This is a genomic window from Rodentibacter sp., from assembly GCF_057314195.1.
The window spans coordinates 25,141-47,882 of record NZ_DBHLAM010000026.1 but is presented as its reverse complement, the minus strand read 5'-3'; the positions used below and the strand labels follow the sequence as shown (position 1 = coordinate 47,882).

Genomic DNA, 22,742 nt, shown 5'->3' with positions numbered 1-22,742 from the left:
TGACTATTTCACAACCATGCGTCGTTGTGTGCCGCGTATTATAGGAATTTTCAAATCTCGCGCAAGCACTTTTTACAAAAAATTGAAAAAAACTTACTTTTTGCCTACAAAAACACCAAAACGATAAAATATTTACTCATTCAACAAGTTTAATTCCTTAAATCCCCACAATAATAACGCTGATTTTAATTTCTCCGGATTTTCCAGTTCTTTTGTGCTAAAAACTTGATTAACTTGCGGCAGTCTTTTTTCTGAATTTATTTCAGCGTCCTCAAGCAAATGTTTTAAACGTTTTGCAATCGCGTAGCCAGGATCCATAAAATTTTTCACTTGCGGCAAGCAAATTTGAATTTCATCTTTAATCAGTGGAAAATGCGTACAACCTAAACAAATCGTATCTAAATCCGCCATATTTTTCCAAGGCTTAAGCTCGTTACTCAAAGCGATAAGATCGACCGATTGTCCTTGAATTTTCTGTTCGGCGATTTCCACCAATATTGTCGAGCCTAATTTTTCAACCTTGCAATGCGGTGCGAAACGCTCAATTAAATTGTTTACATATTCCCGTTTTACGGTACCTTTAGTCGCTAATAATCCAATATGTTTTGTTTGTGATCTTTGCGCAGCCGGCTTAATAGCCGGCACCGTACCGACTACCGGAATAGAAAATCTTTCGCGCAGAGGCGACAATACGACGGTACTGGCGGTATTACAGGCAATTACGATAGCATCAAGCGGAAATTTCTCATTAATGCTCTGACAGACATTTAACGTACGCGCAATAATTTCCTCTTCTGACTTCTCGGAGTAAGGAAAACCCGCATTGTCAAAGCAATACAAATAATGACAATCGGGTGACAATTTTTTAGCTTCTTTGTAAACGCTTAATCCACCCATACCAGAATCAAAAAAAAGTACCGTAGGTTGTTTTTTTATCACCATAAAACTTTTCCAAAACCGATCGCACGCTTAAGCGTTCGAGTAAATTTCCTTATTATTCAGCCAACGTTGAATCAAACAATCCGCCATATCGGGATATTTCTGAATTAGCATTTTTGCGTAATGCTGCACCATTGGAATCATTTTGCGATCGCGCATTAAATTCGCTACCTTAAATTCCGCCACACCAGTTTGCTTTGTACCAAGCACCTCACCCGGCCCGCGAATTTCCAAATCTTTCTCCGAAATCACAAAGCCATCTTGGCTATCGCGCAATACTTGCAAGCGTTTTTGAGAAATTTTTCCAAGCGGCGATTTATACATCAGAACACAGAAAGATGCGGTGCTTCCACGCCCCACGCGTCCGCGTAATTGATGAAGTTGTGATAATCCCAACCGTTCGGCATTTTCAATAATCATTAAACTCGCATTCGGCACATCCACCCCGACTTCAATGACTGTTGTGGCAACTAAAACATCCAGTTCGGCATGCTTAAACTGTCCCATCACAACCTGTTTTTCTTGCGCTTTCATGCGCCCATGGACTAAGCCAATTTTCAACATCGGCAAAGCTTTCGTTAAATCTTCGCAAATAGCTTCAGCGGCTTGCGCCTCCAATACTTCCGATTCATCAATCAGCGTACATACCCAATAGGCTTGTCGCCTTTCCTTCACACAGGCTTCTTTCACTCGCTCCACGATTTCGGCACGACGGTCTTCCGAAATAACGACCGTAGTAATTGGCGAGCGACCCGGCGGTAATTCATCAATAATTGATGTATCCAAATCCGCATACACCGTCATTGCTAAAGTTCGCGGAATCGGCGTTGCAGTCATAATCAGTTGATGCGGATAAAATCCTGCTTTTTCTCCTTTTTCGCGTAGCATCAAGCGTTGGTGAACACCAAAGCGGTGCTGTTCGTCAATGATAACTAAGGCAAGCTCAGCGAACTCCACGCCCTCTTGGAAAAGCGCATGCGTGCCGACTACTATTTGCATCGCACCACTCTTGATCTTTTCAAGCTCTGCCCGGCGCGCCTTGCCTTTTACTTTTCCGGCAAGCCAACCCACATTGATACCCAAAGGTTCAAACCAACGGCGGAAATTATCGGCATGCTGCTCGGCTAAAATTTCTGTCGGTGCCATTAACGCCACTTGTTTACCATTATCAATCGCAGTCAAGGCAGCTAACGCAGCGACTAACGTTTTGCCGGATCCCACATCGCCTTGCACCAGACGCATCATTGGGAAATTTTTCGCTAGATCTTGTTCTATATCGCCGACCACGCGCGTTTGCGCCTCAGTAGGACGGAAAGATAAGCCGGCTAAAAATCGTTGTTTTAAATCCGTTTGATCACGCAAAGGTAAAGCTAAAAACTGCTGCATTCCTAATCGAACTTTTTGCATGGCGAGATTATGTGCGAGCAATTCTTCAAAAATCAGTCTTTGTTGAGCGGGATGCTTGCCTTGTTCTAATATTTCAAGCGAAATGTCTGGCGGTGGACGATGTAGTAAACGAAGCGCTTCTTTTAAACTGAACTGATGCGGATTTAATTCATGAGGCAAAATTTCCGCAATCTGCACGTTGTCAAGCAGCGCCAACGCTTGATCCATTAATTTTCGTAATAAATTTTGTTTGAGTCCTTCGGTGGTCGAATAAATCGGTGTCAGCGTTTCTTCCAACTCAAGCGGTGCATTATCGCGGACGATTTGATATTCGGGATGGTGAATTTCCGCCATAAAGCGGCCGCGCTTTACTTCGCCAAACGCTTTCACGCGTTCGCCAATTTGAAAACTGTTGCGCATGCCCGCGTTAAAATTGAAAAAACGCAACATAATTTTTGAGGTGCCATCGGATAAACCAACGGACAAAATGGGGCGGCGACCGAAAGTTACTTCACAGGTTTGCACCATGCCTTCAATAGTGGAATATTGCTCCGGGCGGAGCTGTGCTATCGGCGTGATGCGAGTACGATCTTCATAGCGAATCGGCAAATGGAACAACAAGTCTTGCAAGTTATGAATGCCGAGTTTACCAAGTTTATCGGAAATCGCTGCGCCCACACCGGTGAGTGTTGTCAACGGCACCGCATTGAGAAGCCGTGCATTCATTCGTTAATATTACGTTTTACGTTCACCACACCGGTGATACCTTTAATGCGATGAACAACATTCGCTAGATGTTTGGTGTCTTTTACACTAATTTGCAAAATTACCAATAGCAAATTGCTCTCAAGTTCTTCTGTCCAAATATTTTGGATTCCGCTTTCGCTTGCGGTAATCGCAGTCATTAAACTCGGTAAGGCGTTTTGTTCATTTAGGATTTCGATTTGCAATTCGGCATCAAAATTGACCGCACTTTGCACGTTTTCCCATTTGGCTTGCATCAAGTGTCGATTTTGTTTGAGATTGCCGCAGTGTTGATGATGAATCAGCAAACCATGATTTGCCATGCTTTGTCCCATTATCGGATCGCCGGGAATCGGATGGCAACATTGCGCGAACTGCGCGTTTGCCGTTAATGTCGGCGCAACAATAAGCGTATTTGAAAGTGGCGTTGCTTGGTCATTTCCATTGGCTTTCATCGGTTCGCCGATTAATTGATGCGCGATGGCTGCAGCCTGTTGATTGCCCAAACCAATTTCACGTAATAATTCATCCGGCGAAGATAATTTCAGTTTGTCTAATACCTTTTGAATTCGCTCCATTGCAAGATCGCCCAAGGCGTGCGGTTCCAATGCGGTGCTCAATTCGCGTTCCCCGAGTCGCACCGCATCATCTTTACAGCGTTGTTTCAAATAATGGCGAATGCGAGTTTTTGCGCGCGCCGTAACTGCAAAATTTAACCACGCGGCTTTCGGATGCGCATTCGGATCCGTAATAATATTAACGGTTTGGCCCGACTCTAACGCTTTGAATAAAGGATAAGGTTTGTGCTCAACAGTTACGCCCACGCAACTATTCCCCACGTCAGAATGCACGGCATAAGCAAAATCCACGGCGGTCGCTCCTTTCGGCAATTCAACGATTCGGCCTTTTGGAGTAAACACAAAAATTTCTTTCGGGAAAAATTCGGATTTGACGTTTTCGATAAATTCAAAGGAATTGCCGACACTTTGTTGAATTTCCACCAGATTTTGTAACCAACGTTGCGCGCGAATTTGCGCAGTTGTACTGTCATTTTTGCCGCTTTCTTTGTACACCCAATGGGCGGTTACGCCCATTTCTGCCACTTGTTCCATCTCTTCTGTGCGAATGTGCACTTCCACCGGCACGCCGTGCGGACCAATCATCGATGTTTGCAAAGATTGATAACCGTTAGCTTTCGGCACCGCAATGTAATCTTTTACACGACCCGGACGCGGTTTATAAAGATTATGCATTTGTCCTAATACGCGATAACAATCGTCCGCATTTTTCACAATAATGCGGAACGCGTAAATATCCATAATGGAGTGAAATTCCTGATCTTTCGCACACATTTTTTGGTAAATCTTGTAAAGATGTTTTTCTCGCCCCCATACACGAGCGAAAATTCCGGCGTTTTCCAAGCGCGCTTTAATTTCGTTTGAAATGCGTTCGATTAATTCTTGACGATTGCTACGCGCCGTATCCACTAACTTTTTCAACACTTCATAGCGGTGCGGATACATGGCTTCAAAGGAAAGATCTTCCAATTCGTTCTTAATATGTTCAATACCCAAGCGATGCGCCAATGGACAATAAATTTCCAGCGTTTCTTTAGCAATACGACGGCGCTTGTCCGGGCGTAATGCGCCGAGTGTACGCATATTATGAGTACGGTCGGCTAATTTAATCAATACGACTCGAATATCGCGCGTCATCGCCAAAATCATTTTACGAAAATTTTCTACTTGCGCCTCTTGGCGAGTGCGGAATTTTAATTTATCAAGCTTCGACACGCCGTCCACAATTTCGGCAACGCTGGCGCCGAATTCTTGTTTCAGCTGTTGTTCGGTGTAAGGCGTGTCTTCAATGACATCATGCAACAAGGCCGCCATCACGGCTTCGTGATCCAGATGCATTTCTGCGATAATCGACGCCACCGCAACGGGGTGAGTAATATAAGGTTCGCCACTTGAGCGAAATTGCCCTTCGTGCGCATCGCGTGCGATAACAAATGCGCGTTTGACTAATTCAATTTTATCTGCGGGCAAATACCCTTGAATGATTCGATCTAAATCTGCAAACAGTTCCAAAGGACACCTGACTTTTTCAGTTGAATGGATAGAAAAGAAATGCGGTTGAAATCAACCGCACTTTTATTTGATTATTCGGTAATTAACGTCATTATTTTATTCTGTAATCAATGCCACCGCCGCTTCTTCCGCGTGTTGAATCGCGACGATTTCTTGATGCTCTTGCACATCCATAATATCGTTCGTAATTAAGCCTTTTTCAATTTCACGCAATGCGATTACGGTCGGCTTATCATTATCTTCCGGCACTAACGGCTCGCGTTGATGTAACTGTAATTGTCTTGCTCGACGTGCAGCCGTTAAAATTAAATCAAAACGGTTACCAATTTTTTCTACTGCATCTTGCACTGTGACGCGTGCCATATTCTATTCTCCGATTTTTAAAGTGTTTTCTACAAAGCGGCCCATGATACTAAATCTAATACTACTTATCCAGTAATTGATTTAATAGCACCGCATTCGCTGTTTGTTGATAAGTTTTAGTTAAACGTTCCGTACGCAAAATGCTTTGTAAATCGCCTAACGCCTGCTCGAAATTATCGTTCACAATGACGTAATCATATTCGTCATAATGCGAAATTTCATTTTTTGCTTTTGCCATGCGTTCAGCAATCACGTCTTCCTTATCTTGCCCACGACCAATCAAACGGCGTTCCAGTTCCGGCAAAGACGGGGGTAAAATGAAAATACTTTTTACAGAAGGTACTTTTTCACGAATCTGTTGCGCCCCCTGCCAATCGATATCTAAAAATACATCGATACCTTTCGCTAGATTCTCCTCAATCGCCGGCAACGAAGTACCGTAATAATTACCGCCGAAAACCGTGGCATATTCTAAAAACAAATCTTGTTCAATTAAAGATTCGAATTCCGCTTTTGACACAAAATAATAATGCACGCCATGAATTTCGCCCGGTCGCGGCGCCCGAGTGGTATGAGATATCGACACCATTTTTGGAGTGGAGGAATCACGTTCCAATAAGGCGGAAATCAAAGAGGATTTACCAGCACCGCTCGGAGCTGAAAGAATATATAAATTGCCTTGAGACACTGTTTAAACCTTTCGTTAAAATTTACCGACTATTATGCCGATTATTTAAGAAAAAAGCATTAAAAGTGCGGGTAATTTTAGCTAGGTTTTAAAACCCGGAACGATTTTGACTTAGATCACAAAAATAAGTCGCATTTCTAGTTTTATCCTAACGTCCATGCTACAATCTGCTGCGGTATTTTACGGGATAATAGATGAATTTCCCGAACATAATGCTTTGTTTAACTTAACTAAAAAAGGTGAAAATCTTATGGCTATTAAAATTGGTATTAATGGTTTTGGTCGTATTGGTCGTATCGTATTCCGCGCAGCTCAACAACGCGATGATATCGAAGTGGTAGGTATCAACGACTTAATCGATGTCGAATATATGGCTTATATGTTGAAATACGACTCAACTCACGGCCGTTTCGACGGAACCGTTGAAGTAAAAGACGGGAACTTAGTTGTTAACGGTAAAACTATCCGCGTAACCTCAGAACGCGATCCGGCAAACTTAAACTGGGGTTCAATTGGCGTAGATATTGCTGTTGAAGCAACCGGTTTATTCTTAACTGATGAAACCGCACGTAAACACATTACTGCGGGCGCGAAAAAAGTGGTATTAACCGGCCCATCTAAAGACGCAACACCGATGTTCGTACGCGGCGTAAACTTCGGCGCATACGCCGGTCAAGACATTGTTTCCAATGCCTCTTGTACGACAAACTGTTTGGCTCCTTTAGCGCGTGTTGTTCACGAAACTTTCGGTATTAAAGACGGTTTAATGACCACTGTTCACGCCACTACGGCAACTCAAAAAACCGTAGACGGCCCGTCCGCGAAAGACTGGCGAGGCGGCCGTGGTGCATCTCAAAACATCATTCCGTCTTCAACTGGTGCAGCAAAAGCTGTAGGTAAAGTATTACCGGCATTAAACGGTAAATTAACCGGCATGGCCTTCCGTGTTCCAACACCAAACGTATCTGTTGTTGACTTAACCGTTAACCTCGAAAAACCTGCAACTTACGAACAAATCAAGCAAGCAATTAAAGATGCAGCGGAAGGTAAAACCTTCAACGGCGAATTAAAAGGCGTTTTAGGCTACACCGAAGATGCAGTAGTTTCCACCGATTTCAACGGTTGTACCTTAACTTCCGTATTTGATGCGGATGCAGGTATCGCATTAACTGATTCCTTCGTTAAATTAGTATCTTGGTACGATAACGAAACCGGTTATTCAAACAAAGTATTAGACTTAGTTGCACATATTTACAACTACAAAGGTTAATCAAAACCTTTAAAAAAACTAACCGCTCTTCGGAGCGGTTTTTTACTGCATAAATTTTATACCGGCATTCAAAAAAAACAAAAAATCCCCTTTTGGGGATTTTTATCAGTTGAGTTTAATCGGCTCGACTTTCCAAATATTCTTTGCATATTCCAAAATCGTCCGATCCGACGAGAAAAATCCCATATTGATAATATTTTGAATCGTACTTTCGATCCATTGATCACGCTGTTTGTATTTCTCGTCCACCAATTTTTGCGCATCGACATAGCTGCGAAAATCCGCAAACGCCTGGTAGTAATCATGATATTGTAAACCCTGCAGCAATTGTAAATAACGCTGCGGTTCTTCCGGAGAGAATACGCCGGAAATAATCTGATCAACCACGGCACGGAGTTCCGCATCGTGTTGGTAATATTCGAACGGACGATAACCGCCACGACGTAACTCTTCTACTTGTTCCACCGTGTTACCGAAAATGAAAATATGCTCTTCACCCACGTTTTCCAAAATTTCTACATTTGCACCATCGAGCGTGCCAAGGGTTAATGCGCCGTTAAGAGCAAATTTCATATTACTGGTACCGGAGGCTTCCGTACCGGCCAAAGAAATTTGTTCGGAAATATCTGCAGCCGGAATAATTAACTGTGCCAAACTCACGCTGTAATTCGGAATAAATACTACCTTTAATCGACCACGTAAACGTTCATCATTGTTAATTACGTTAGCAACATCATTAATCAAGTGAATGGTTTGTTTCGCCGCGTAGTAGGCAGAAGCTGCTTTCCCGGCAAGAATAAATACTCGCGGTTGCCAATCTTTTTCAGGGTCGGCAAGCATCGCATTGTAGCGTGCCACAATGTGCAATACATTTAATATCTGCCGTTTATATTCATGGATACGTTTCACCTGCACGTCGAACACCGCATTGGGGTCAAGCTCAATGCCAAGTTCACGTTTCACATAGTCGGCAAGTTTAATTTTATTAGCGTGTTTAATATCAGCGATCGCTTCTTTAAAAGTTTTATCGTGCGCTACGGTTGCCAATTTTTTAATTTGGCTTAAATCGCAACGCCATTCGTTACCAATATATTTATCGAACAAAGCTGCCAATGCCGGATTCGCCACCGCTAACCAACGACGCGGAGTAATGCCGTTCGTCACATTGGTAAAGCGTTCCGGGTAAATACGCGCAAAGTCGGCAAAAGTAGAGGTGACCATTAAATCAGAGTGGATTGCCGCCACACCGTTGATTTTATGGGAACCCACCACCGACAACCAGCCCATACGCACTTTGCGTTGATGGCCTTCTTCAATAAGCGATACGCGGCGAATAAAATCGTTATCTGTCGTGATATGAGTACGCACATATTCCAAGAAACGATCGTTAATGTCGAAAATCATTTGCAAATGGCGTGGTAACACCTTCGCCATCATTTCCACTGGCCAAGTTTCCAATGCTTCCGACATCAATGTGTGGCAAGTGTAGGAGAAAATACGGCGAGTCATATCCCACGCTTTTTGCCATTCGAAACCTTCCTCATCAATCAATACGCGCATCAGTTCGGGAATCGCTAGAGCCGGATGCGTATCGTTCAAGTGAATTGCCACTTTGTCCGCCAAGTTTTCTAAATTCTCGTGGGTACGTTTGTGACGACGAATAATGTCTTGAAGCGATGCCGAAACAAGAAAGTACTCTTGGCGCAAGCGCAATTCACGGCCATTCCAAGTAGAATCGTCCGGATAAAGCACGCGTGAAAGGTTCTTATTGGCGGAACGTGCTTCCATTGCAGCCAAATGCTCGCCGCGGTTAAATTCGGCAAGATTAAAGGTTTCTTCCGCATGGGCAGACCATAAACGCAAGGTTGCTGCTGAATTGTTTTCATAGCCAGGAATCATTTGATCGTACGCAAGCGCCGTTACTTTTTCTTGCGGCTCCCATATACATTTTTTACCTTCAAAATGAATGCCACCACCGAATGCCACTCTAAAACGCTTAGACGGACGCATAAATTCCCAAGGTGCGCCTTTTTCCAACCAGTCATCCGGGCGTTCGACTTGTTCGCCGTTTTCAATTTTTTGACGGAACATTCCGTATTCATAACGGATACCGTAGCCCATTCCCGGTAAACAAAGCGTTGCGATGGAATCCATAAAACAGGCCGCAAGACGCCCTAAACCACCGTTACCCAAACCAGGATCCACTTCTTTGGCAATGATATCTTCCAAATCGACATTCATTTCTTGCAACGCTTCTTTAGCAATGTCATAAACCCCTTCTGCAATCAACGCGTTAGAAAGGGTACGTCCAATTAAAAATTCCATTGAAAGGTAATAAACGCGACGAACGTCGTCTGCGCGTGCTTGGCTTGCCGTAGAAATCCAACCTTCCGTTACGAGATCGCGAACAGCGTATAAGGTAGCATTCAACCAGTCACGTGTACTCGCTTCACGCGGAGAGCGACCGATAGAAAAGATAAGTTTATAGACAATCGATTTTTTCAATGCTTCAACATTGATTTCAGGACGATGGTATAGGAATGGAGAATCAAAATTATCCATTATCATGGTTATGAACCTCAGTGAGAGAAGTGAAGAAATGAGAAAGGGATAACTAAACGATATAGGCTTCCATTTGCCTATTGAACGGCGCTCAACACAAGCCCCAAATTTTTTAGAATATAGGAAATGTCCAGCTTTCTAACATCCGTATTATTAATAATAAAGCGTTAGCCCCACAATAAAAAACGCCTAAATTTTAGACTTTATTCGCCAAAAAACAATTAAATTTGCACCGCTTGATAAAAAAATTTTCAAGCGGTGCAAGCAACAAATTATAAACGACGATATAACGCCTGATAATGTTGCGCGGCATTGCGCCAACTGAAATCTTGGCTCATCGCATTAGCGCGTACCATTGACCAGATTTTCGGTTTCTGCCACAAAGAGAAAGCCTGTCGAATGGCTTGCCTTAAATCCGTTGCGCTCGCCTGCTGAAATACAAAACCGGTTGCCGTACGTTCCTTAATGCTATCGGTGGTACTATTCACCACAGTATCGGCTAATCCGCCGGTTTTTCGCACTAAGGGTAACGTGCCGTATTGTAAACCGTAGAGCTGAGTTAAGCCGCAAGGCTCAAAACGACTTGGTACCAAAATCACATCGCCGCCGGCAACCATTAAATGAGAAAGCGCCTCGTCGTAACCGATTTTTACCGCAACATTCTCAGGATACGCTTCTGCCAGAGCACGCACGGCAGCCTCCCAATGCGGTGCTCCTGAGCCAAGTAACGCAAGCTGCCCACCTTGCGCCACAATCTCGTCTGCGCTTTCAATTAATAAATCGATCCCTTTTTGCTCGGTTAAACGTGTAACCATCACAAACAGCAGCGCCTCTTCTTTTGGCGGCAAATTGAAATAAGCCTGTAATTCGGCTTTATTTTTCTTCTTGCCCGTCATAGTTTTTTGTTTGTAATGATATTGAAGATAACCGTCGCAGCTTGGATGCCAAATTTGTTCGTCCACACCATTTAAAATGCCGACTAATTTGCCTTGCTCACGCAAGCTTCCTAACAATCCTTGCAAACCATACGCGAATTCTTCCGTCGTAATTTCTTGTGCGTAAGTCGGGCTAACCGCCGTTACCGCATCGGAATAATACAAGCCGGCTTTCAAATAAGAAATTTGACCAAACAATTCTAATCCGTTCATATCAAACATACTTTCCGGCAATCCGATTTCATCTAAGTGACGACGCGCAAACTGTCCTTGATAAGCTAAATTATGAATGGTGAAAACGGATTTGGCCGGTTTACCTTTGTTAACCAAATAAGCGGCAGCGAGTCCCGCATGCCAATCGTGACCATGAACAATTTCCGCACGCCACCAAGAATCCAACCCTGTAGCCAATTCCGCTCCGATCCAACCGAGTAGCGCAAAGCGTTTATAATTATCGCCGTAATCGTTGTAGTCCGCATCGTGATAAGGATTCCCCTCGCGCGCATACAAATGCGGCGCGTCTATTAAATAAACGCCCAAGCCGTTATATTCACCATACTGTAAAACAACATGACCGGCAAAGTTATCAAATTCTGCTACGACATGGGTTTCGGGTATACCACGAAAAATTGCCGGATAGGCAGGCAATAAAATTCGCACGTCCATTCCTATCATTTTTTGCGCAAAGGGTAAGGCACCAATAACGTCGGCAAGTCCACCTGTTTTCAATAAAGGATAAAGCTCCGAACAAACGTGTAAAACTTTCATAAAATTTCCTATGATTATGAATAACCCTTGAAGAATAGGTTTTCTTTAAAGAAGAACAAAAAAGTACGGTCAGCTTCCAAGGATTTCTGAAATTAACCGCACTTTTTCTTTATCAATCCAAATGCGCTTCCGAAACAACCTCTTCGCCCGCTAACTTTTGCAACATTGGACGAGTCACCAAAATGACTTTACCGGTGGAACTGATACGGAAATGCTTTTTATCTTCTTCCGGATTAACGCCGATTTGTGTACCGTCCGGAATTTCACAGTGACGATCGATAATGCAGTTTTTCAAAATACAGTTTTTGCCGATTTCCACTTCAGGAAGTACAACGCAATGATCAATACGGGAACCTTCATTAATTTTAATACGGTCAAATAACACGGAATAACTAATCGACGCATCGGTGATCACACAACCACCGCCGATTAAGGAATTATCTACCGGACGAATACTGGCGTCTTTATAAAAAAATTTAGACGGATACGCTTGTACCGGATTACCGCGAATCGGCCAGTCTTGATCATAAATATCAAGCTGCGGTTTTTCCGAGACGAGGTCGAGATTGGATTGCCAGAAACTATCAAGTGTACCGACGTCACGCCAATAAATTTCACCTTCCGTATTACGCCCCATGCAAGAGCGGCTAAACGGATGCGCATAAAGTGTCTCTTCTTGCAAACATTTCGGCAAAATATCCTTGCCGAAATCATGGCTGCTATTTGGCTTGTTCACTTCACGTTCAAGCAAATCATATAAATAATCCGCATCAAACACATAAATGCCCATAGAGGCCAAAGAAATATCGGGTTTCCCCACCATTGCCGGTGGATCTTTCGGTTTTTCAACAAAGGCTTTTACTTTTAAATTTTCATTTACCGCCATCACACCGAACTCGCTGGCTTCGGAACGCGGCACTTCAATACAGCCTACCGTGCATTTAGCACCGCTGGATACGTGATCCATCAGCATCACGCTATAATCTTGTTTGTAAATATGGTCGCCGGCCAAAATCAAAATGTATTTAGGACGATAATGATCGCGAATAATTGCCATATTTTGGTACACCGCATCGGCAGTTCCCCGATACCAAGTGGAATCATCAATTTGTTGACGCGCAGGGAGCATATCCACAAATTCACCGCGTTCTTGCGGTAAAAATGACCAACCGGTTTGCAAATGACGGAGCAACGAATGAGCGGCATATTGCGTAACCACGCCGATACGGTTTAAACCGGAGTTAATACAATTTGAAAGAGCAAAATCGATAATACGGCGATTCCCCCCAAAATAAAGGGCCGGTTTGGCACGCTTATCGGTTAATTCATGAAGTCGTGAGCCACGGCCGCCGGCTAAAATAAGCACCAAGGTATCTTTTACAAGAGAGTATTTGTCTGGACTTTTCATTATAAATCTCCGTTTGTATCAACAATCCGTTTTATTCAACAAACAAAATGCCATACCGCTAACCGCCACTTTCTGTGACGAAATGAACGTTAAGTTTGTTGTCCTTACCAAGGCTTTCCATTGGCTGACAGCACAACTAGGCAATATGAAAGTCTGAGATTCTGCTTTCGCATTAACTAAAAGAAGCCATTTTGCGTCCAATAAAATTTGTAACGCCTTGACTCCAAGGTTTTGCCAATCGGCTAATTGCATCGGTTCCCCATGCAGATTAAACCAAGCGACATTTTCATTTGACCACCAAGCATCGTTTTGCAAACTTTGTATCTGTTTACGTGCTGCAATCGTTTGCTTCGTTAATTCAAATAATTCCGTATTAAAATCTGCCCATTTCAACCAAGTAATTTCGTTGTCTTGGCAATACGCGTTGTTGTTACCATATTGCGTATTACCGAATTCATCGCCGGCCAGCAACATAGGCGTGCCATTAGCAAGCAATAAACTCATCAACAAACCGCATTGGGCGAATAAACGGTCATTTTCTATTGTATTTCTTTCGCTTCTAGACAAATTTTCCGTTGAACCTTCTACCCCGTGGTTGTAGCTGTAATTTTCATTTCTCCCGTCACGGTTTTCTTCACCATTAGCCTCATTATGTTTTTCGTTATAACTGACCAAATCACGCATAACAAAGCCATCATGAGCGGTAATAAAATTAAGCGTCGAGTGCGGTAAACGATCGTTTTTCTTAAACAAATCAGCGGAACCGGCAAAACGCTCGGCAAACGCGCCTACGTCGCCACTTTTCCATAACCAAAAACGACAAAGATCATCACGAAAACGATCATTCCACTCAGCAAAATAACTTGGGAAATTACCCACCTGATAACCGTAATGCCCGATATCCCAAGGCTCGGCAATCAGTTTCACGCGCTGCAAACCCGGCTCGTTCCGAATATCGCTAAAAAGCTGCGCTTGTGCATTAAAATCGGGCTTATCGCGTCCAAGCACCGAGGCCAAATCAAAACGGAAACCGTCCACGCGGCATTGTTCCGCCCAATAACGCAAGCAATCTACCACCCATTTACGCCCCACTCCGGAAGAGAGATTGAGCATATTGCCGCAACCCGTCCAGTTAATGTAATGCCCACTATCATTGCGCCAATAGTATGTTTGATCGTCAATTCCGCGTTGACAAAAAGTCGGATAACCTTGCTCCGATTCGGCGGAATGGTTAAATACCACATCCAAAATGACTTCAATACCCGCACCGTGTAAAGCTTTTACCATCGCTTTAAATTCAACAAGCGGATTTTCGCTTGAGGCATATTTCGGCTCTACGGCGAACATGGCAAGCGGATTATATCCCCAATAATTTTGCAAATTTTTTTCTTGTAAGTGCGGCTCATCCACAAAAAAATTGACCGGTAATAATTCAACGGCCGTCACGCCAAGCGCTTGCAAATAAGCCAGATTCACCGGATGAGCTAACCCTGCATAAGTACCGCGTAGCGCCGCCGGAATGTTGTCGTTGAGCTGACTAAATCCCTTCACATGCAGTTCATACAGGATAGTTTGCGCCCACGGCGTATTCGGTGCGCTGTCGCCGGACCAATCGAAATCTTCCGAAATTACGACCGCTTTTGGTGCAAGGTGGGCATTGTCACGATTATCGTTCATTAAAAACCAAGAACGACTTTCCTCCGTCGTTAAATCAGGCTTATGAGTTACCGCTTTTGCATAAGGATCGAGCATCAATTTCTGCGGATTGGCATATTCACCGTAAACACGAAAACCGTATTCCGTGCCGATTTCCACGCCGGTTAGCGCCAAATGCCACACATTTTCCGTACGAATCATCGGAAAACGGATTTCCTTTTCGCCGCTAAATAAGCAAAGTTCAACACGGCTCGCCGCCGCAGAAAACAATGCAAAATTAGCGATTTGTTCGCCGTTTTTAACTATTTTTGAATAGCCCGGTGGAAATGCCGTGCCGTTATCGTAAATGTTGAACATCGTTATCTCGCCATATTGCTTCGCACTTTAATTTTCTCTCTGTTCTCAGAAAGCGGCATTGAAGGCGAAGTGTGATTTGAGCACCGCATTGAACCCTTGCCACACGGGGCTTCAATGCGGTGCTAATCGGCGATCTCATGATCGCTTTGCAATTCTTCCCGTAACCGTTTTGTGGCGGTTTTTGCTGTTTACAAAGGAATAAAAATTCAATCTTTCGCAGAGAAATAGAACGATTTATTCCGTTTTCAATTTTAAATAGACCGTCGCCAACGGCGGAATGGAAACGGAAATGGAATGTTTGCGCCCATGGCTTTCCATATCTTCAGTTCGTACTTCACCGAAATTACCGATATTGGATCCTTGGTAATACATCGAATCGGTATTCAAAATTTCTTCATAGCTACCGGCGATATTCACACCAATGCGGTACTTGTGGCGCGGGACAGGCGTGAAGTTACTGATTACGATAATACGTTCGCCATCGCAGCTTCTGCGCTCAAAAGCGAAGACAGAATTCGCAGCATCGTTCACCACAAGCCAATCAAAGCCTTCCGGCGAATTATCAAGTTCGAAAAGCGGGCGATTTTGTTGGTAAATACGGTTCAAGTCTTTCACCAATTTCAACACGCCTTTGTGCCAACCACCACCGATGTTTTCGTCTAACAAAAACCAATCCAAACTTTCTTCGTGATTCCATTCGCGCCCTTGTGCAAATTCATTGCCCATAAACAGTAATTTTTTACCCGGGTAGCCCCACATATAGCCGTAATAAGCCCGCAAGTTAGCGAATTTTTGCCACGCATCGCCCGGCATTTTGCCGAGTAATGAGCATTTGCCGTGTACCACTTCGTCGTGAGAAAGCGGCAATACGAAGTTTTCGCTGTATTGATAGACCATGCCGAAAGTCATTTTATTATGGTGATATTGGCGATAAATCGGATCGAGTTTCATATAGGAAAGGGTGTCGTTCATCCATCCCATATTCCATTTGAAATTGAAACCGAGCCCGCCTTGTTCGCTCGGATGGGTGACGCCCGCAAAAGAAGTCGATTCTTCCGCGATAGAAATTGCCCCCGCCATTTCGCTGTGAATTTTCCAGTTGGTATGTTTTAAAAATTCGATGGCTTCCAAATTTTCGCGTCCGCCGTATTGATTTGGAATCCACTCACCTTCCGCACGACTGTAATCACGGTAGAGCATTGACGCCACCGCATCCACGCGAATGCCGTCCACCCCGAAACGTTCCAACCAATACAGCGCATTACTGGAAAGGAAATTTTTCACTTCATGGCGGCCGTAATTGTAAATCAGCGTGTTCCAATCTTGATGGTAACCTTCTTTCGGATCGGCGTGCTCATACAACGCGGTGCCATCAAAGGCGACAAGTCCGTGAGTGTCGCTTGGAAAATGGCCCGGCACCCAATCTAAAATAACGTTAATCCCCGCATCATGGGCCCGTTGGACTAAACGACGAAAGCCTTCCGGCGAACCGAAACGACTGGTCGGTGAATACAGTCCGAGCGGTTGATAACCCCAAGAACCGTCATACGGGAACTCAGAAAGCGGTAAAAATTCAATATGCGTAAATCCCATATCCTTCACGTAAGGTATGAGTTCGTCAGCGATTTGATCGTAATCAAGCCAGAAATTATTTTCTAAATTGCGGCGCCATGAACCTAAATGCACTTCATAAATGGAAATCGGCCGATTCGCTTGGTTCGCTTCACGACGTTGTTCCGTCATTTCCACCACATTTGGCAAAGCGCTGATTTGCGAAGCGGTATCCGGGCGAAGCTGCGAACTGAAAGCATAAGGATCGGCTTTCAAGCGAAGGTTGCCGTGGCAATCAATAAGTTCAAATTTATAAAGCTGCCCCAAACTGGCTTTCGGTAGAAACAATTCCCACACGCCGCTTTTTGCGTGAAACCGCATCGGGTGGCGCCGACCGTCCCAATAATTAAAATCGCCTACGATGGAAACCCGTCGCGCATTCGGTGCCCATAAACGAAAATTCACTCCGCTTACACCGTCGCATTCCATAAAATGTGCGCCGAGCACTTCATAAGGACGAAGCATTGAACCTTCGGAAAGCAGCCATTGCTCAAGATCATCAAGCATCGGATGAAAACGGTACGGATCTTCCACTATTTGTCCTTCGAGCCCCCATGAAACCTGTAATTGATAGGCAAAAAACTCACGGCAATTTGGGATCACGCCGGAAAAAAAACCACGTTCATCCAAGCGATCTAATTCCGCTACGCGCTCACCGGACTCAAACGCAATAACGCTTACATGATCCGCATCCGGCAAAAGTGCGCGAACCTCAATGCCGAGTTCGGTTTCATGCATACCTAGTGTAGCGAAAGGATCGCCGTTGGTAGCATCAAAAAAACTATCGATAATCGCTTGTGTCGTTGCATGTGTCATGGCATCTCCTTACGCTTTGCGCGATGAGTTGATTCACGCAAAGAAGGTTTGTAATGATTCGTTGCTAAAAATAAATTCTAAAGATTGTGCGAGTTTTTTGCGCCAATTCGGAGCAAGGACGTCGCCTTCATAATCCGGCGCAAGATAATTATTACAATGAAGGCTATTCAATAAGGCCTGTTATCCATCACCTGTTGATCGTACTTCTGTTTCAGCACCGCATTGACCAAATAGCGAGCCGTTCGAATGATTCCAACTCACGACAGTGCCAACAACGGTTCAACGAGAACGCATCCTGTGTGCCAAGCTCCTCACCGATATCACCGTAATTTACCGTGTCAGAACCACGCAAAAATTGAATTTGTGTCTGCACCGTTTCACGTTGAATAGGAAATTGAATTTTTGGCTGTTTTTTGCGCTTTTATTGAAGCAATTCTAATGATTTCATTCTAGTTGCGCGGAAAAGAAACACAACGTCTTTAACTCTAATTAGTGATCTCTGTCAAAGTTTAATTAACAATTCGGATATTCGATTTAATTCCGCGATAAAAAACCAAGCTCAACCTCTTTCTATACAGAAAAAATAAGGTTTTATATGCCATTTTTTATATATAAACCGCTGGTATTTTTCGATTTTCCGATTTAGAATTCCGCGATTTTATTTTTAATCGGCACATTTATCTATTCCCAAGCAGTTAAGAGGCAAATTATGAAACTTGTTGAAGTCAAACACCCGTTGGTAAAGCATAAATTGGGTGTAATGCGTGAGGCTGAAATCGATACCAAAAAATTTCGCGAATTGGCAACAGAAATCGGCAGTTTATTAACCTATGAAGCTACCGCTGATTTGGAAACCGAAAAAGTGACCATTGACGGTTGGAACGGCCCCGTCGAAATCGACCGCATTAAAGGCAAGAAAGTTACCGTCGTGCCGATTTTACGCGCCGGCCTCGGTATGATGGACGGCGTATTGGAACACGTTCCAAGTGCGCGCATCAGCGTCGTTGGGATTTATCGTAACGAAGAAACCCTTGAGCCGGTACCTTACTTTCAAAAACTCGCCAGCGATTTGGACGAACGTCTTGCCATCGTGGTTGATCCCATGTTAGCCACCGGCGGTTCGATGATCGCTACGCTTGATCTATTAAAAGCCAAAGGCTGCAAACACATCAAAGTATTGGTGCTTGTCGCCGCACCGGAAGGAATAAAAGCACTAGAAGCAGCACATCCGGATATCGAACTTTATTGCGCTTCGATTGATGATCACTTAAACGAGCACGGCTACATCATCCCGGGCTTGGGCGATGCGGGCGATAAAATTTTCGGAACAAAATAACTTTTGTTCCTGATACAACGAGACGGCTTGCGAGCCGTCTTTTTTCGGGCGGAAAACTGACATGCTAAAAAACATCATCGAAACAAACCGCCCTTTTCAAGTTAATTCAAACTGAGAGTTGAAACTAAAATGAACCAACAAAACCAAACCGCACCGGCGCAACCGGAAGAAACACAAAGCATTGCCAAACAATCTTTCGTGGGTTTACAAATGCTCTTCGTGGCTTTCGGTGCACTGGTACTGGTGCCGTTAATCACCGGCCTTGATTCCAACACCGCACTACTCACCGCCGGTATCGGCACTTTGCTGTTCCAACTTTGCACAGGCAAACAAGTGCCGATTTTTCTCGCTTCTTCCTTCGCTTTTATTGCGCCCATTCAATACGGCGTGCAAACCTGGGGCATTCCAACCACCATGGGTGGTTTAGCCTGTGCCGGTCTTGTTTACTTCGCGCTTTCCGCATTAGTAAAAATCCGCGGTAGCCAAGCCCTTGAGCGTATTTTCCCGCCGGTTGTGGTCGGCCCGGTGATTATCATTATCGGTATGGGTTTAGCACCGGTAGCGGTGAATATGGCACTGGGTAAAGATAGCGCTTACGACTATAACAATGCGGTGCTGGTCTCAATGGTTACTTTAACCGTTACACTGGCCGTCGCCGTATTCGCTAAAGGTTTGATGAAACTTATCCCGATTATGTTTGGTATCAGCGCGGGCTATATTCTTTGCTTGTTCTTAGGCTTAATCAATTTCCAACCGGTGATTGACGCCCCTTGGTTCGAACTGCCGAAACTCACCAAACCGGAATTTAATCTTGAAGCGATACTTTATATGTTACCGATCGCCATCGCGCCGGCGGTGGAACACGTGGGTGGCATTATGGCGATTAGCTCGGTTACCGGCAAAGACTTCCTGAAAAAACCGGGCCTACATCGCACCTTGCTGGGCGACGGCGTCGCGACCGCTGCAGCCTCTCTAGTCGGTGGCCCGCCAAATACCACTTACGCCGAAGTGACCGGCGCGGTCATGCTGACACGCAACTTCAATCCGAACATTATGACTTGGGCGGCCGTGTGGGCGATTGCGATTTCCTTCTGTGGCAAAGTGGGCGCCTTCCTTTCCACCATTCCGACGATCGTGATGGGCGGCATTATGATGTTAGTCTTCGGTTCTATCGCCGTGGTGGGCATGAGCACGCTGATTAAAGGCAAAGTGGATGTCACCGAGCCGCGCAATCTCTGCATCATTTCCGTGGTGATGACATTCGGCATCGGCAATATGTTTGTAAACGTTGGTGATGTGGTGTCCTTAAAAGGTATCAGCCTATGTGCCATCGTCGCCATCGTGCTGAACTTAATTTTGCCAAAAGCCAAAAATGAAGTAGAATGACCCACAAAAATTAGGGCTAAATTCTGCTAATTTAGCCCTTTTCTTTTTCCTAAACAAAAACGTTATCACTTTGAATCAGCAATTGTCCTTGCCCATTCATCAAATCGATGAGCACACATTCGAGAATTTTTACGCCAACAACAATCTGTTGTTGCTGAATTCGCTACACCAAAATTGGCAACAAATTCAACAGCAATTTTTTTATATTTGGGGCGCGCCTGGCTGCGGTAAAAGCCATTTGTTGTGCGCACTGTGCAACCAATATTTAAACGAACAACGCGCAGCGATTTATGTGCCATTAAATAAATCGCACTATTTTTCCCCGGCCGTACTAGAAAATTTAGAGCAACAAGAATTGGTGTGTTTGGACGATTTGCAAGCCGTCATTGGTGAAGCGGAATGGGAAATGGCATTATTTGATTTATTCAATCGCATCAAAGCCGGCGGGCGAACACTTTTATTGATCAGCGCCACAGTTTCGCCTTCTGCTCTGAAGGTGCAATTGCCGGACTTGGCGTCGCGCTTAAAATGGGGCGAAATTTATCAACTTACGCCCCTAACGGACACACAAAAACTTGAGGTGCTGCAAGAGAATGCGCGTCGGCGCGGTATTGAGTTACCAGCGGAAACGGCGCAATTTTTGCTAAAACGGCTGGATCGCGATATGCATACTTTGTTGCAAACTTTAGCAAAACTTGACAAAGCTTCCTTGCAAGCGCAACGCAATCTAACCATCCCTTTCGTCAAAGAAACGCTGGGGTTGTAAAATAGCACCGCATTGAAAGCCCGCCAATGCGGTGCTGTTTTGAAGGTTCACAGCGATAAAAAATGCGGCCCGACTCGACCGCATTTTCACCTATCTTTTTGACTTCTTAATAAACTTCATTAACCGCTTACGCTTACGCAATTGACTCGGCGTAAGTTTATTTTTGCGTCCGGCAAACGGATTCGAGCCTTCTTGGAACAACAAACGAATCGGCGAGCCGATAATTTTCAGACTTTTACGATAATAGTTGGATAAATAACGTTTGTAAGAATCCGGCAATTTCTCCATTTGATTACCATGCACCACAATAATCGGCGGATTGTAACCGCCCGGATGCGCATATTTCAGTTTAATGCGACGACCGGCTACCATTGGTGGTTGATGTTCATCCGTCGCCATTTGCAAAATGCGCGTTAACATTGAAGTGGTCATTTTTTGCGTGGCACAAGCGTAAGCCTCTTTAACGGAATCAAACAGATTGCCGACGCCGCTACCGTGCAAGGCCGAAATAAAATGTACACGGGCAAAATCAATAAAATCCAGGCGCCGATCAAGTTCGGACTTCACCCGCTCTTTCACGTCTTGATCGAGCCCATCCCATTTGTTCACGACGATGATCAGAGAACGTCCGGCATTCAAAATAAAGCCGAGTAAAGATAAATCTTGATCAGAAATATTTTCGCGCGCGTCAATCACCAATAATACGACATTGGCGTCTTGAATCGCTTGTAAGGTTTTGATGACGGAGAATTTTTCCACCGCAAGATGCACTTTACCGCGTTTACGTACGCCGGCAGTATCGATTAAGGTATATGCTTGTCCGTCGCGTTCCATCGGAATGTAAATACTGTCACGTGTAGTGCCCGGCAAATCGTACACAACCACGCGATCTTCGCCGAGAATCCGGTTGGTTAAGGTGGATTTACCCACATTCGGGCGCCCTACGATGGCAATTTTGATATTTTTATCTTGCTCTTCCGCTTCATCTTCCAATGCTTCGTCAATCAATGCGGTGCTCTCGGCGAAGTCAAAATCAAGCGCTTGTTCCCATTCGTCTTGCGCGTCTTCGGAAGTCGGCTCGATTTCGTCCGCGCTTTCCAAGCGTTCGGCGAACGGTGCCAGAACTTGTTCCATTAACTGTGTGACGCCGCGACCTTGAGAGGCGGCGATTTGTTCGATTTCACCTAATCCTAATTGATAAAACTCGGCACAATGGGAATCTGCATCAATGCCGTCGGTTTTATTTGCTACCAACACAGTGGTTTTATTTTGGCGTTGACGCAAATAATTCGCGATGCCGATATCTGCCGCGGTTAAGCCGGCGCGAGCATCCACCAGGAAAAGTACGACATCCGCCTCTTCAATGGCGAGCAAAGACTGCTCGGCCATTTTTTCTTCTACGCCTTCCTCCGTGCCGTCAATACCGCCAGTATCAATTACGATAAATTCGTGTCCGGCGATGTGCGCATGACCGTATTTACGATCGCGCGTTAAGCCGGGAAAATCGGCTACCAAAGCATCACGCGTGCGGGTGAGACGATTAAATAAGGTAGATTTTCCCACATTCGGGCGCCCCACAAGAGCTACAACGGGAGTTGTCATAAAAAATCTCTATCTTGCAAAAAAAATGGGCGCCATTATAGCGGAAGTTAGCGGGTTGG

General features: G+C 44.6%; 15 protein-coding genes and 1 pseudogene. 4 read left to right on the top strand and 12 right to left on the bottom strand.

Annotated features, from left to right (window positions below; genetic code table 11):
- Positions 1-132 precede the first annotated feature (132 nt).
- The 5 genes from murI to gmk form a co-directional block, all read right to left on the bottom strand.
- A complete protein-coding gene (gene murI / locus ACO59Y_RS04135) occupies positions 133-942 on the bottom strand; it encodes a glutamate racemase (RefSeq protein WP_486130893.1) in 810 nt (269 codons plus the stop codon).
- A 27-nt stretch (positions 943-969) separates the two neighbouring features.
- The gene (gene recG / locus ACO59Y_RS04130) at positions 970-3,051 is read right to left on the bottom strand and encodes an ATP-dependent DNA helicase RecG (RefSeq protein ID WP_486130891.1); all 2,082 of its coding nucleotides are present in this window, start codon (positions 3,049-3,051) and stop codon (positions 970-972) included.
- Positions 3,048-5,159, bottom strand: coding sequence for a bifunctional GTP diphosphokinase/guanosine-3',5'-bis pyrophosphate 3'-pyrophosphohydrolase (gene spoT, locus ACO59Y_RS04125; RefSeq protein ID WP_486130889.1), 2,112 nt, complete (start codon positions 5,157-5,159; stop codon positions 3,048-3,050). The genes recG and spoT overlap by 4 nt, the downstream gene beginning before the upstream one ends.
- A gap of 96 nt (positions 5,160-5,255) precedes the next feature.
- A complete protein-coding gene (rpoZ, locus tag ACO59Y_RS04120) occupies positions 5,256-5,522 on the bottom strand; it encodes a DNA-directed RNA polymerase subunit omega (RefSeq protein WP_373603900.1) in 267 nt (88 codons plus the stop codon).
- A gap of 61 nt (positions 5,523-5,583) precedes the next feature.
- Positions 5,584-6,210, bottom strand: coding sequence for a guanylate kinase (gmk, locus tag ACO59Y_RS04115; RefSeq protein WP_486130886.1), 627 nt, complete (start codon positions 6,208-6,210; stop codon positions 5,584-5,586).
- 250 nt (positions 6,211-6,460) lie between these two features.
- On the opposite strand from gmk, the gene gap reads away from it, so the two are divergent.
- Positions 6,461-7,480 (top strand): type I glyceraldehyde-3-phosphate dehydrogenase, encoded by a 1,020-nt coding sequence (gene gap / locus ACO59Y_RS04110; protein ID WP_486130884.1) that lies wholly within the window; start codon positions 6,461-6,463, stop codon positions 7,478-7,480.
- Positions 7,481-7,585: 105 nt separating this feature from the next.
- Here gap and ACO59Y_RS04105 read toward each other — a convergent pair whose 3' ends face one another.
- The 6 genes and pseudogenes from ACO59Y_RS04105 to ACO59Y_RS04080 form a co-directional block, all read right to left on the bottom strand.
- The gene (locus ACO59Y_RS04105) at positions 7,586-10,048 is read right to left on the bottom strand and encodes a glycogen/starch/alpha-glucan phosphorylase (protein ID WP_486130882.1); all 2,463 of its coding nucleotides are present in this window, start codon (positions 10,046-10,048) and stop codon (positions 7,586-7,588) included.
- Between the two features lie 266 nt (positions 10,049-10,314).
- A complete protein-coding gene (gene glgA / locus ACO59Y_RS04100; protein ID WP_486130880.1) occupies positions 10,315-11,745 on the bottom strand; it encodes a glycogen synthase GlgA in 1,431 nt (476 codons plus the stop codon).
- A gap of 112 nt (positions 11,746-11,857) precedes the next feature.
- Positions 11,858-13,153, bottom strand: a complete 1,296-nt coding sequence (glgC, locus tag ACO59Y_RS04095) for a glucose-1-phosphate adenylyltransferase (RefSeq protein ID WP_486130878.1) — start codon at positions 13,151-13,153, stop codon at positions 11,858-11,860.
- A gap of 18 nt (positions 13,154-13,171) precedes the next feature.
- Positions 13,172-15,166 carry a glycogen debranching protein GlgX gene (gene glgX, locus ACO59Y_RS04090; protein WP_486130876.1) on the bottom strand — a complete coding sequence of 665 codons (1,995 nt, stop codon included), beginning with the start codon at positions 15,164-15,166 and terminating at the stop codon, positions 13,172-13,174.
- A gap of 234 nt (positions 15,167-15,400) precedes the next feature.
- Entirely contained in the window at positions 15,401-17,593 is a 2,193-nt protein-coding gene (gene glgB, locus ACO59Y_RS04085) for a 1,4-alpha-glucan branching protein GlgB (protein ID WP_486130874.1), read from the bottom strand.
- 33 nt (positions 17,594-17,626) lie between these two features.
- A pseudogene (locus ACO59Y_RS04080) lies at positions 17,627-17,900 on the bottom strand (4-alpha-glucanotransferase); the annotation flags it as partial.
- A gap of 402 nt (positions 17,901-18,302) precedes the next feature.
- Here ACO59Y_RS04080 and upp point away from each other — a divergent pair.
- From upp to hda, 3 genes are all read left to right on the top strand, one after another.
- Positions 18,303-18,929 (top strand): uracil phosphoribosyltransferase, encoded by a 627-nt coding sequence (gene upp, locus ACO59Y_RS04075; RefSeq protein ID WP_486130872.1) that lies wholly within the window; start codon positions 18,303-18,305, stop codon positions 18,927-18,929.
- Between the two features lie 129 nt (positions 18,930-19,058).
- Complete coding sequence (locus ACO59Y_RS04070) at positions 19,059-20,315, top strand: nucleobase:cation symporter-2 family protein (protein WP_486130870.1); 1,257 nt, start codon at positions 19,059-19,061, stop codon at positions 20,313-20,315.
- A 70-nt stretch (positions 20,316-20,385) separates the two neighbouring features.
- Positions 20,386-21,081, top strand: a complete 696-nt coding sequence (hda, locus tag ACO59Y_RS04065) for a DnaA inactivator Hda (RefSeq protein ID WP_486130868.1) — start codon at positions 20,386-20,388, stop codon at positions 21,079-21,081.
- Positions 21,082-21,171: 90 nt separating this feature from the next.
- Here the strand turns inward: hda and der are convergent, their stop codons facing one another.
- Positions 21,172-22,683: a ribosome biogenesis GTPase Der gene (gene der, locus ACO59Y_RS04060; RefSeq protein WP_486130866.1), complete on the bottom strand. Its 1,512-nt coding sequence runs from the start codon at positions 22,681-22,683 to the stop codon at positions 21,172-21,174.
- Between the last annotated feature and the right edge of the window lie 59 nt (positions 22,684-22,742).

Coding starts and splice junctions, on each gene's coding strand:
- murI (WP_486130893.1), bottom strand. CDS start 942: ATGGTGATAAAAAAACAACCTACGGTACTTTTTTTTGATTCTGGTATG.
- recG (WP_486130891.1), bottom strand. CDS start 3,051: ATGAATGCACGGCTTCTCAATGCGGTGCCGTTGACAACACTCACCGGT.
- rpoZ (WP_373603900.1), bottom strand. CDS start 5,522: ATGGCACGCGTCACAGTGCAAGATGCAGTAGAAAAAATTGGTAACCGT.
- gap (WP_486130884.1), top strand. CDS start 6,461: ATGGCTATTAAAATTGGTATTAATGGTTTTGGTCGTATTGGTCGTATC.
- ACO59Y_RS04105 (WP_486130882.1), bottom strand. CDS start 10,048: ATGATAATGGATAATTTTGATTCTCCATTCCTATACCATCGTCCTGAA.
- glgA (WP_486130880.1), bottom strand. CDS start 11,745: ATGAAAGTTTTACACGTTTGTTCGGAGCTTTATCCTTTATTGAAAACA.
- glgC (WP_486130878.1), bottom strand. CDS start 13,153: ATGAAAAGTCCAGACAAATACTCTCTTGTAAAAGATACCTTGGTGCTT.
- glgX (WP_486130876.1), bottom strand. CDS start 15,166: ATGTTCAACATTTACGATAACGGCACGGCATTTCCACCGGGCTATTCA.
- glgB (WP_486130874.1), bottom strand. CDS start 17,593: ATGACACATGCAACGACACAAGCGATTATCGATAGTTTTTTTGATGCT.
- upp (WP_486130872.1), top strand. CDS start 18,303: ATGAAACTTGTTGAAGTCAAACACCCGTTGGTAAAGCATAAATTGGGT.
- ACO59Y_RS04070 (WP_486130870.1), top strand. CDS start 19,059: ATGAACCAACAAAACCAAACCGCACCGGCGCAACCGGAAGAAACACAA.
- der (WP_486130866.1), bottom strand. CDS start 22,683: ATGACAACTCCCGTTGTAGCTCTTGTGGGGCGCCCGAATGTGGGAAAA.